Consider the following 11,556-nt stretch of genomic DNA (forward strand, 5'->3'; position numbering starts at 1 on the left):
ATTCCGGGGGCGAGGTTGGCGGCTCAGGCGGCTCCGCCGCCGTTGTTGCCTTCCTGGTGCTGGCGCGCTCGCTGCATCAGGAATTCGGCCAGCAGCGGGACCGGCCGGCCGGTGGCGCCCTTGGCATCACCAACCTTCCAGGCCGTACCGGCGATGTCGAGGTGCGCCCAGTGGTGCTCCTTGACGAAACGCGACAGGAAGGCCGCGGCGGTGATGCTGCCGCCCTCGCGCCCGCCGATGTTCGCCATGTCGGCGAAGTTGCTCTTCAGCTGGTCCTGGTACTCGTCCCACAGTGGCAGCTGCCAGGCGCGGTCGTTGGCTGTCTCGCCGGCGCGGAGCAGTTCCTTGGCCAGCGGGTCGTGGTTCGCCAGCAGCCCGCTCGGGTGGCGGCCCAGAGCGATGATGCAGGCGCCGGTCAGGGTGGCAATATCGACGATCGCCGCCGGCTTGTAGCGTGCCGCGTAGGTCAGGGCGTCGCAGAGGATCAACCGACCCTCGGCGTCGGTGTTGAGTACCTCGATGGTCTGGCCCGACATGCTGCGGATCACGTCGCCGGGCTTCAATGCCGCGCCGTCGGGCATGTTCTCCACGGTAGGGACGATGCCGACCACGTTGATCGGCAGCTGCATCTCGGCGACCGCCGACATCACGCCGATGGTGGCCGCGGCACCGCCCATGTCGAACTTCATCTGGTCCATGTCCGGGCCGGGCTTGAGCGAGATGCCGCCGGTGTCGAAGGTCACGCCCTTGCCGACCAGCACGATCGGCGGCGTGTCGGCATCCGCGCCCATGTGCTCCATCACGATCATCTTGGGCGGCTCGCTGCTCCCTTTGGCCACGGCGAGCAGGGCGTTCATGCCCAGTGACTCCATCCGAGAGGCGTCGAGCACTTCCACCGACAGGTGCAGGTGGGTCTCGGTCATCTTGCGCGCGTGTTCGGCCATGGTGGTGGGCGTGAGCAGGTTGCCCGGCATGTTGGCGAGGTTCTTGGCCATGCGCATGCCGTTGCTGATCGCGGTGGCCTCGCGGACGTAGCGTTCGGCCTCCATCAACTCGCGCCGGGTCGGCAGGATGAAGGTCACCTTGCGCAGCGGGCGGCGCGGACCGAGGTCGCGCTCCGATTTGAGTTCGTCGAAGCGGTACAGGGCATCGTCGATGGCGATGATGCTCTGGCGAAGCACCTGTTCCATGCTGCTGCCGCGCACGTCGATCTCGGAGAGGTGGCTGACGCACTCGGCCGTACCGCGGTGATGCAGCGCCTCGACGGCCGCACGCGTCGCCTTCACCAGCCCACGGGTATCGAGCTCGCGTTCCTTGCCCAGGCCGACGAGCATCACCCGGTCGGCCTGGATGTTCGGTACGCCGTGCAGGAGCAGGGTGTCGCCCAGCTCGCCGTCCATGTCACCGCGCCGGGTGATGGCCGTGATGAAGCCGTCACTGACCTGATCGATGGTCTCCGCCGCGGCCGTCAGGCGACGGGATTCGAAGACGCCCACGATCAGGCAGGCGGTACGCTGCTTTTCCGGGGCGCCACTCTTTACGGAGAATTCGAGCACGGTGTTGTTCCTCGTGTCTGATGTACGGTTGGCCGGGAGGTGTCCACGACCGGCGGTTGCCCGCGTGGCGGACCCGGCCGGACAAAGCCAGGTGGGCAGTCTAGCAAAAAGCCCGCCGTGGCCTCGCGAGACTCGGCGCGGCGCATCGGGCCTGCTAGGATTCCCTTCCGGGGAAAATGGCGGCGCCAGCCGCGTCCCCGAATTTTCCCAACGCCGCACCAGGGTGCCACGATGACCGATCCTTCCGAGAAGAAACCCGCCAATCCGCCCGAGGACGAATTCGAGCCGGGCATTGGTGACCCCTACCGTTTCGAGGCGCCGTCCCGCCAACCTGGCTTCGCCCGGTTGTCGAAGGCGATGCTGGTGCTCGGCGCGATCCTGTCGACGGTCGGGGTGGTTGGTGGCCTCGGTCCGATCGTCTTTACCAGCGAGGAAGACAAGCGCCAGTTCATGGACCTGCTGATGCTGGCACCGGCGGGCGTGATCCTGATGTTTGCCGGTATCACCGGCTGGGTGATCGCCGGCGGGCGCTGACCGTCCTCGCCCACCTCGGACGTTGGCAGACATAAAAAAACCCCGGGCCAGGCCCGGGGTTTTGTCGTTTGGGGCCGACCGGCTGGACCGGTCGGCAGGCGCCTGGATCAGGAAGCGCGCGGGACGCGGACGTCCTCGACCAGCTCCTGGATCTCGTGCGGCGGCGGGGTGGTCATCTTCGCGACGATGATTGCCACGATAAAGTTGATGGCCGCGCCGATGGCACCGAACGAGGTCGGGTTGATGCCGAACAGCCAGTTGTCGGCGTTGTCCGGCAGCATGTTGGTGCCCGGGATGAAGAACCAGCCCTTGTACCAGAAGATGTACACGAGGGTGATGGTCAGACCGGCCAGCATGCCCGCGATGGCGCCCTGCTTGTTCATGCGCTTGGAGAAGATCCCCATCATCAGCGCCGGGAACAGGGAGCTCGCCGCCAGACCGAAGGCCAGTGCCACCACCTGGGCGGCGAAGCCCGGCGGGTTCAGACCCAGGTAGCCGGCGATGATGATCGCGACGGTCATCGCGATCCGGCCGGCCATCAGCTCGCCCTTCTCGGAGATGTCCGGCTTGATCACGCCCTTGAGCAGGTCATGCGAGATCGCCGAGGAGATCGCCAGCAGGAGGCCGGCCGCGGTCGACAGGGCGGCCGCGATACCACCGGCGGCGATCAGGGCGATGACCCAGTTCGGCAGGTTGGCGATTTCCGGGTTGGCCAGCACCATGATGTCGCGGTCGACGGTCAGCTCGCTGCCTTCCCAGCCGTACTCTTCCTCGGCCATGGCCGCGAATTCTTCGTTCTTGTCGTTGTAGTACTGGATGCGGCCATCGCCGTTCTTGTCTTCCCAGGACAGCAGGCCCGTGGTCTCCCAGCTCTTCATCCACTCCGGACGCTCGGCGTAGAGCAGGTTGCCCTCCGGTGAGCCGATCTGGTCGGTGTCCTGCACGGTCTTGAGGGTGTTCCACATCGCCATGGCGCCGACGGCCGGGGCAGTGGTGTACAGGATGGCGATGAACAGCAGGGTCCAGCCAGCCGACTTCCGGGCGTCACGCACACGCGGGACGGTGAAGAAGCGCACCAGCACGTGCGGCAGACCGGCGGTACCGATCATCAGTGCCAGGGTCAGCAGGAAGGTGTTCATCAGGTCCGGCGTGCCGGTGTACTCGGCGAAGCCCAGGTCGACCAGGACCATGTCCAGCTTCTGCAGCAGGTACTGGTTGGAGCCGTCGGCCAGCTCGGCGCCGGTACCGGTCTGCGGCAGGAAGTGGCCGGTCAGCTGCAGCGAGATGAAGATCGCCGGGACGGTGTAGGCGAAGATCATGATCACGTACTGCGCGATCTGCGTGTAGGTGATGCCCTTCATGCCGCCGAGAACCGCGTAGACGAACACGATGCCCATGCCCGCGAACAGGCCCACTTCCACCGAGGTCTCGAGGAAGCGCGAGAAGGCCACGCCGACACCCTTCATCTGGCCGATGACGTAGGTCAGGGAAATGACCAGCAGGGCGATGACGGCGATGACGCGCGCGGTGTTCGAGTAGAAGCGGTCACCGATGAATTCCGGCACCGTGAACTTGCCGAACTTGCGCAGGTACGGCGCGAGCAGCATCGCCAGCAGCACGTAGCCGCCGGTCCAGCCCATCAGGTAGGCCGAGGCCGAGTAGCCATTGAAGGCGATCAGGCCCGCCATCGAGATGAACGACGCGGCGGACATCCAGTCGGCGGCCGTGGCCATGCCGTTGGCGACGGGGTTGATCCCCTTGCCGGCGACGTAGAACTCGCTGGTGGTGCCCGCGCGGGCGACGATCGCGAGGATGAAGTAAAGCAAGAAGGTGGCGCCAACCACCAGGTAAATCAGGGTCTGAAGTTCCATGTGTCTTGGGCTCCTGCGTTATCAGTCTTCGGCGACGCCGAATTTCTTGTCGATGGCGTTCATGCGCCAGGCGTAGAAGAAGATCAGCACCACGAAGGTGAAGATCGAGCCTTGCTGCGCGAACCAGAAGCCCAGCGGGTAGCCGCCCAGCGAGATCTGGTTGAGCGTATCGACCAGCAGAATGCCGAATACGTAGGACACCAGGAACCAGACGACCAGACAGCCGAACAGTACCTTCAGGTTGGCGCGCCAGTAATCGGCGCGGTTGGAACGTTGCTCCATAAGTGGCTCCTCGAGTTTCGGTTGAGTCCGAACGTTTTATGTCTTCCCTGGGAACCTCTGCACGAATGCCATACCGCTCTGCGCGCCTTGAGCCGGGCAGATGCAAGGCGACCGTCCGCCGCGCAAGGGTGTCCCCTTGTCAAGGACGGCAACGCAGCAGGTGCTCGGCTCAAGACGCGCCCTGCGGGGCTTGGCGAGTCGCCCGTGCTCCGCGTTGCGATGCCTTGTCGTGGCCACCGGCACGCCGGCGACATCGCGCCTTGATCACGCACGATTCGCCAAGCCAGAGCGGCATGGCATTCGTGCAGAGGTTCCCCGCCCGCCGAGGTCGGGGCCTGGCGGGTATCACGCACCCACCACGCCCGGACCCCGGAGCAAGGTAAGCCTACTGGAACCGTGAGGCAAAAGGGAACCTCAGTTTTCGTGATGGGGCATAGGGAAATGCGGTGCCGACCGGGTGGCCGACAAGGCCCGCGTCCGGCTCAGAGCTGGTAGGCGATGGCGAGGTGTTGCTGGAGCTTGCGGGCGATACGGAAGGACTCCTTGAGTAGCCGCTGGGTCAGCCCGTCGAGTCGATCCGGGTCGATCAGGTTGTCCGGCGACTCGCCGCGCTGGATCTGCGCGTACTGGTGGCGCAGTCGCAGGCGCTGGATAAAGTCGTAGGCGGCGGTCAGGTCGTCGGCCGGCAAGGCACGTTCGGGCACCAGCGCCAGGCGCTGGTCGGTCCGGGTCGCTTGTGCGCCCTCGGCCAGCGCCTCGATGCGGGCGGCATCGACGAACGGCGTCGCGCCTTCGGTCTTGATGTCGATGCCCCGCTGACCGCCGCGCGAGCGAGTGCGGAACCCGCCGAACAGGGTCAGCGGTGGCTGGTTGCGCAGGGCGTTGGCGGCAAGCTGGCGACGGAAACGGCTGTTCTTCCTGGCCGGTTCGCGCCAGGCGCTCGCCCATTGCTCGAACAATGATTGGCTGCCCGCCAGTCCGCGCGCGTCGAAGAAGATACTGGCCTTGAGCAGGTGCTCCGGCGTGCCCTGGTCGATCCAGCCGCGAAAGCGCGTGCCCCATTCGTCGACCGACAGGCAGAGATCCGGGTTGCCCGCCATGATGTTGCCCGGGCACAGCGGGTAGCCGAGTTGATCCAGGGCCTCGTTGACGCGGCGGGCGAGTGGCAGCAGGTGGTCGCGCGCGGTCTGCGGGTCGAGCGGCCCATCGAAGACCAGCCCGTTGTCCTGGTCGGTGGCCAGCGTCTGTTCCGAGCGCGCCTCGCTGCCAAAGGTGAGCCAGCACCACTCCAGCTCCGCCGGCAGGGGGGCGTCCTCGAAGGTCAGCCCGATCACCCGCCGGGCGATGGCATCGTTGATCCCGGACACGATCCGGCTGATCGGCGCGAATCCCGAGCCGGATTCGAGCAGCGCGCCGACGATACCCGGCACCTCGTGGCGGATGTCGGCCAGCGCCTCGATATCGCGCGCGCGTCCGATCCGCTGGTGCAGCAGGCCCGGGGTCATGGCGTTGACGCGGTAGAGTGCGCCCTCGTCGAGCACGCCCAGGGGCTCGTCGCGGCCCCGCTCGGTTACCAGCAGGTGATGAAAGCCGTGCTCGGCCAGGCTCACGGCCGCCTCGAGCAGCGAGGTGTCGGCATCGATGCCGACCGGGTCGCGCGTGGCGATCTCGGCCAGCGTGGTGTCGGCCGGCCGGGTCAGGCCGCGGAAGGCCAGATCGCGCAGCGTGGCGATGCCGAAACCGTCGGACAGGCGCACCAGGATCGCCTCGCCGCCGTGGGACTCGAGCTCGCGGGCCGCCTCGGCGAGGGTGGTGCCACCATCGAGTGTCAGCGTGCGGGCCTCCATGCGGGCGCGAATGGGGGTGGCCGGGTCGAGCAGGGCGCCCGATCCGCCGGCGTCGCCCTCGATCTCCTCGGCCACCGGGCCGCGGGTGAGCAGGTGGCCGATGCGTCGGGTACAGAAATCGTCGAAGGCCTCGCTCTCGCGCCGAAGCCGTTCGAAGGCGTCGGCCGGCAGGGCCACGGCCTGGCCGGCGTCGGCGACCACCTGGCGGGTGCTGACCGGTCGGCGTTCCATCAGTGCCCCGAGCGGGAAGCTGTCGCCCCGGCCCAGCGACCAGACCGGATGGCCGTCGGAGCCGTCGACCAGGCCGTCCACCCGCCCCGAGAGCAGCACGAAGAACGTCTTCGGCGGGCCCATGCGCGGCTCGAGCAGTACCTCGCCCCGCTCGAGCCGACGGATTCGACCGCGACGCATCGACCGCGACAGCACGCCGGGGTCGATGCGGTCGAAGGGCGCGATCTCGCGCAGGGCGACGAGGGCCTCGCGGGCGTCTTCGGGGAGGTTGGTCGGATCGTGATCGCCCATGGTCACTCCGGGGTTGGGCTGGACGGGTAGGGAAGGTCTGCACGAATGCCATATCGCTCTGCGCTCAAGACGCGCCCTGCGGGGCTTGGCGAGTCGCCCGTGCTCCGCGTTGCGATGTCTTGACGTGGCCACCGGCACGCCGGCGACCTCGCGCCTTGATCACGAACGACTCGCCAAGCCAGAGTGGCATGGCATTCGTACAGATCTCCCCTACGCTCGAACGGGTACGAGTGTCACAACCATAGCGGAGGTTTTGCCATGAGGGGAGTGTCGATAGGTCGAGTGCTGGTGCCGGTGCTGATGCCCGCGCTGATGTCAGTCGCCACCGCCGTCCCCGCCGAGGAGCACGCCGACGGCGTCGGTGACGTGGTCACGAGCGATCGGATCGGGATGGGACTGGCCGCGGACATCGCCGAGGAGGCCGTTGCCGCCTGCACGCGCAATGGCTATTCGGTCACCGCGGTGGTGGTCGACCCGTCGGGCGATCCGCAGGTGATGATGCGCGCCACGCACGCGCCGCGGTTTACCCGCCAGATCGCCACCGACAAGGCCCGTGCCGTGATCCTGTCGGGGATCGATTCCGGGGCGTTTCGCGCCAACCGCGAGGACATCCGCATGGAGATGAATCACGTCGACGGCATCCTCGTGCTCGACGGGGCGGTGGCGATCGAATCGGCGGGCTCGACCATCGGTGCGCTGGGCGTCAGTGGGGCACCCGGCGGAGACAAGGACGCCGAGTGCGCCCGCGAGTCACTGGAGGCGCACTTCGACCGGCTGCAGCTGCGTTAGGGAATCTCTGCACGATTACCGAGTGTCCTTCGGTTTAAGCGTCGATCGGGCAGGGGCAGCTGCCTCGCTCGATCTGCACCGTGGCGTGCTGGATGCCGAAGCGCTGCCGCAGGTCCAACTGGAGTTCGTGCAGGAACGCATCGCCGTCGGCGGGCGGATCGGACATCACCAGGTGAACACTCAACGCGGTCTCGCGGGTGGACAGGGCCCAGACGTGCAGATGGTGGTGATCGGTCACGCCGGGCAGGGCGGCGAGGTGACGTTCGACCTCGGCCAGGTCGACGTCCTCGGGCACGCCGTGCAGCACCAGTTGCAGCGAGTGGCGCACCAGGCCGATGGCCGGAACGAGGATGACCAGACTGACCAGGATGCTCAGCAGCGGGTCGATCAACGCAAAGCCGGTCAGCAGCACGATCAGGCCGGAAACCGCCACGGCCACCGAGACGGCCGCGTCGGCGGCCATGTGCAGGAAGGCGCCGCGCAGGTTGAGGTCGTGTTTCTGCCCCGAGATCAGCAGCCAGGCGGTGGTGGTGTTGACCACGACCCCGGCAAGCGCAACGCCAATCACGAGCAGCCCATGCACGGCCGGCGGGTCGGCCAAGCGCATGCCCGCCTCCCAGAGGATCCACAGCGAGACCAGCGCCAGCGTTACCCCGTTGATCAGCGCGGCGAGCAGCGTGCTGCTGCCCAGCCCGTAACTGAACTGGGGCGAGGCGATCCGTCGAGTCAGGCGATTGGCGCCCCAGGCAAGCAAGAGCCCCAGCACGTCGCCGAGGTTGTGGGCCGCGTCGGCCAGCAGCGCCATGGATTGCCCGAGCACCCCGGCGATCGCCTCGATGACGACAAAACCGAGGTTGAGAACGATGCCGATGCCCAGGGCCCGCCCGGCGGCATCGCTGACGTCATGGTGGTGATGGGCGTGCATGGACGGACCTTAGCAGGGGCGCGGCCTGTCGGCCGACGCTTGGAGACGACAGCCGGAAGCAGAAGCTGGAAGAGAACGAGCGGGGGGATCGTGGAAATCCGCCGGCCACCTTGCGCGCCGCGTATCCCGTAGGAGCGGCTTTAGCCGCGATACGCAATGGTGCCTGCGTATGGTTTCGCGCCTGAAGGCGCTCCCACGTTGGTCACCAAGCGCTGTGCAAGCTCGACGTCAGTGCAGCAGGCCGAACATCTTGCGGCGGTACTGGCGCGTGAGCGGGTGTTCGTTGCCCAGGAGCTCGAACAGGTCGATCATCCCGCGCCGGCCGGCATCGTCGTTGTAGCCGCGGTCGCGCAGCATCATCTGGTAGTACTGCTCCAGCGCCTCCTCGATGTCGTTGCGCATGGCGAGCTTGGCGGCCAGCGCCTCGCGGGCCTCGCAATCCTTGGGGTCCTTCTCGATGCGGGTGCGCAGTTCGTCTTCCGGCGGGCCGGACTGGGCCGAGCGCGCCATGCCGATGCGGGCCTTGAACGACTTCACGTCCTCGCGGTTGGCCGCGTCGACCGGCAGCGACTCGAGGATCTCCCAGGCCTGGTCGAGGTCGCCCTGCTCGGCGATCACGTCGGCGATGTCGAGCAGCACCTCGACGTTGCCCGGCTCCTGCCGGTTGGCCTGCTTGAGCAGGTCCATGGCCTGGTCGATGGCGCCCGCGGCGCGCACCTGCTGGGCCTCGCGGCGCAGTTTGTCGATCTCGGAGAGCACGTGGCGGCCGATGAACTCGCGGATCTGCCCCTCGGGCAGGGCACCCTGGAACTGGTCGACCGGCCGGCCGCCGACGAACATCATCACCGTGGGCAGGCTGCGCACGCCGAACTGCTGGGCCAGCTCCTGCTCGGCCTCGGTGTCGACCTTGGCAAGCTTTACCTGGCCGGCCATGCCCTCGACGACCTGCGAGAGCAACGGCATCAACTGGCGACAGGGGCCGCACCATTCCGCCCAGAAATCGACCAGCACGGGGGTTTCCCGCGAGGCTTCCACCACCTGCTCGTGGAATGTCTGGGCCGTGACGGAAAAGACGTGCGCGCTTTCGCTCATGGTCGGATGATCCTCGTGGGTGTTGGTTCGACTGCGCCCCGACATGGTGATGGCCGGGCGGGTTTTCAAGGTTGCCGCCGGGATCGGCCACGGCGCCGGTGTCAGGCCCCGGGCGGGCGTGTACACTTTGACCCCTCATGCGACGGGCCACGACGGGTGGTCCGTGGCAGCACGTCGGCGGCCAGCCAGGCCGCCATGGCGTCGACCACCCAGGGAATGCACGGTTGATTATGGCTGAACGATCCGATTACACCGCCGGCTCGATCGAGGTGCTCACCGGCCTCGATCCGGTACGAAAGCGCCCGGGCATGTACACCGACACCTCGCGGCCCAACCACCTGGCTCAGGAGGTGATCGACAACAGCGTCGACGAGGCGATCAGCGGCCACGCCGGTTCGATCGACGTGATCGTGCACGAAGACGGCGCGCTGACGGTGTCGGACGACGGTCGTGGCATGCCGGTGGACGTGCATCCCGAACACGGCATCTCCGGGGTGGAGCTGATCCTCACGCGCCTGCACGCCGGCGGCAAGTTCTCGGACAAGTCCTACCAATTCTCCGGTGGTCTGCACGGCGTGGGCGTGTCGGTGGTCAACGCCCTGTCGAATCGCCTGGTGGTCGAGATCAAGCGTGACGGCAAGCTGCATCGCATCGAGTTTGCCCACGGCGAGGTCACCCGGCCGCTGGAGGTGATCGACACGGTCGGCAAGCGCAACACCGGCACCACGCTCACCTTCTGGCCGGACACCAGCTATTTCGACCAGCCACGGATGAACATGGCCCGCCTGCGCCACGTGCTGCGGGCCAAGGCGGTGCTCTGCCCGGGCCTCAAGGTCAGTCTCACCGACCAGGCCTCCGGCGAGCGCGAGGACTGGTGTTACGCCGACGGCCTGCGCGACTACCTGCTCGAGAGCGTCGCCGGCCAGGAGGTGCTGCCGGCCGAAGGGTTCATCGGTCACATGAAGGCCCCCGACGGCGGTCGTGCGCAAGAGGTGGCCTGGGCCGTGGTCTGGGCCACCGAACCGGGCGAGGGCCTGACCGAGAGCTACGTCAACCTGATCCCCACCCTGCAGGGCGGCACGCACGTCAACGGGCTGCGCCAGGGGCTGACCGAGGCGATCCGCGAGTTCTGCGAGTTCCGCAGCCTGCTGCCGCGAGGGGTGCGCCTGTCGCCGGAGGACGTCTTCGAGCGGGTGCGTTTCGTGCTCTCGGCCAAGCTGCACGACCCGCAGTTTGCCGGCCAGACCAAGGAGCGCTTGTCTTCGCGCGAATCGGCCACCTTCATCAGCGGCGTCGTCAAGGACGCGTTGTCGCTCTACCTCAACCAGCACCCGGAGACGGGTGAGAAGATCGCCCAGATCGCGATCGAGTCGGCCCAGAGCCGCATCAAGAGCGAGAAGAAGGTCGCCCGCAAGCGGGTCACCAGCGGTCCGGCGCTGCCGGGCAAGCTGGCCGATTGCGCCTCCACCGATCTCTCGCGCACCGAGCTGTTCCTGGTCGAGGGCGATTCGGCCGGCGGCTCGGCCAAGCAGGCCCGCGACCGCGATTTCCAGGCGATCATGCCGCTGCGTGGCAAGATCCTGAACACCTGGGAGACCGATCCCTCCCAGGTGCTGGCCAGCCAGGAGGTGCACGACATCGCCGTGGCACTGGGCCTGGAGCCGGGTTCGGACGATCTCTCCAAGCTGCGTTACGGCAAGGTCTGCATCCTCGCCGACGCGGACTCCGACGGTCTGCACATCGCCACATTGCTCTCGGCGCTGTTCCTGCGCCACTTCCCCTCGCTGGTGGATGCCGGGCACGTCTTCGTCGCCATGCCGCCGCTGTATCGCATCGACATCGGCAAGGAGACCTTCTACGCGCTCGACGAACACGAGCGCGACGGCATCATCGATCGCCTCGAGGCGGAAAAGCGCCGCGGCAAGATCCAGGTCACCCGCTTCAAGGGCCTGGGTGAGATGAACCCGGTGCAGCTGCGCGAGTCGACGCTGGCCCCGGCCACCCGCCGGCTGGTGCAGTTGAAGGTCGAGGGCGACGACACCATCGAGGTGTTCGACATGCTGCTCGCCAAGAAGCGCGCCGCCGACCGCCGCGCCTGGCTGGAACGCAACGGCGATCTCGCCGAGGTGGTGTAGCCC

The 11,556-nt window shown here is 67.3% G+C and carries 9 protein-coding genes; 3 read left to right on the forward strand and 6 right to left on the reverse strand.

Annotated features, from left to right (window positions below; translation table 11 throughout):
• Positions 1-23: 23 nt before the first annotated feature.
• Complete coding sequence (locus LV475_RS04810) at positions 24-1,556, reverse strand: leucyl aminopeptidase (RefSeq protein ID WP_136866428.1); 1,533 nt, start codon at positions 1,554-1,556, stop codon at positions 24-26.
• A gap of 231 nt (positions 1,557-1,787) precedes the next feature.
• Between LV475_RS04810 and LV475_RS04815 the strand changes: the two genes are divergently transcribed.
• A complete protein-coding gene (locus LV475_RS04815; RefSeq protein WP_136866427.1) occupies positions 1,788-2,090 on the forward strand; it encodes a hypothetical protein in 303 nt (100 codons plus the stop codon).
• A gap of 107 nt (positions 2,091-2,197) precedes the next feature.
• On the opposite strand, the gene LV475_RS04820 is transcribed toward LV475_RS04815, so the two are convergent.
• The 3 genes from LV475_RS04820 to LV475_RS04830 form a co-directional block, all read right to left on the reverse strand.
• Entirely contained in the window at positions 2,198-3,961 is a 1,764-nt protein-coding gene (locus LV475_RS04820; protein WP_136866425.1) for a sodium:solute symporter family protein, read from the reverse strand.
• A gap of 21 nt (positions 3,962-3,982) precedes the next feature.
• Positions 3,983-4,243 carry a DUF4212 domain-containing protein gene (locus tag LV475_RS04825; protein WP_125197755.1) on the reverse strand — a complete coding sequence of 87 codons (261 nt, stop codon included), beginning with the start codon at positions 4,241-4,243 and terminating at the stop codon, positions 3,983-3,985.
• 482 nt (positions 4,244-4,725) lie between these two features.
• A complete protein-coding gene (locus LV475_RS04830) occupies positions 4,726-6,612 on the reverse strand; it encodes a DUF294 nucleotidyltransferase-like domain-containing protein (RefSeq protein ID WP_156574791.1) in 1,887 nt (628 codons plus the stop codon).
• A 267-nt stretch (positions 6,613-6,879) separates the two neighbouring features.
• Here LV475_RS04830 and LV475_RS04835 point away from each other — a divergent pair, with 267 nt between their 5' ends.
• Entirely contained in the window at positions 6,880-7,401 is a 522-nt protein-coding gene (locus tag LV475_RS04835; protein ID WP_250105843.1) for a GlcG/HbpS family heme-binding protein, read from the forward strand.
• A 34-nt stretch (positions 7,402-7,435) separates the two neighbouring features.
• Here LV475_RS04835 and LV475_RS04840 read toward each other — a convergent pair whose 3' ends face one another.
• Positions 7,436-8,326 carry a cation diffusion facilitator family transporter gene (locus LV475_RS04840; RefSeq protein ID WP_136866419.1) on the reverse strand — a complete coding sequence of 297 codons (891 nt, stop codon included), beginning with the start codon at positions 8,324-8,326 and terminating at the stop codon, positions 7,436-7,438.
• 228 nt (positions 8,327-8,554) lie between these two features.
• Positions 8,555-9,418: a thioredoxin gene (gene trxA, locus LV475_RS04845; protein WP_169303543.1), complete on the reverse strand. Its 864-nt coding sequence runs from the start codon at positions 9,416-9,418 to the stop codon at positions 8,555-8,557.
• 230 nt (positions 9,419-9,648) lie between these two features.
• Here trxA and parE point away from each other — a divergent pair, with 230 nt between their 5' ends.
• The gene (gene parE, locus LV475_RS04850; protein ID WP_250105844.1) at positions 9,649-11,553 is read left to right on the forward strand and encodes a DNA topoisomerase IV subunit B; all 1,905 of its coding nucleotides are present in this window, start codon (positions 9,649-9,651) and stop codon (positions 11,551-11,553) included.
• Positions 11,554-11,556: the final 3 nt, after the last annotated feature.

The sequence above is a fragment of the Guyparkeria hydrothermalis genome (genome assembly GCF_023555375.1).
Lineage (GTDB): Bacteria > Pseudomonadota > Gammaproteobacteria > Halothiobacillales > Halothiobacillaceae > Guyparkeria > Guyparkeria hydrothermalis.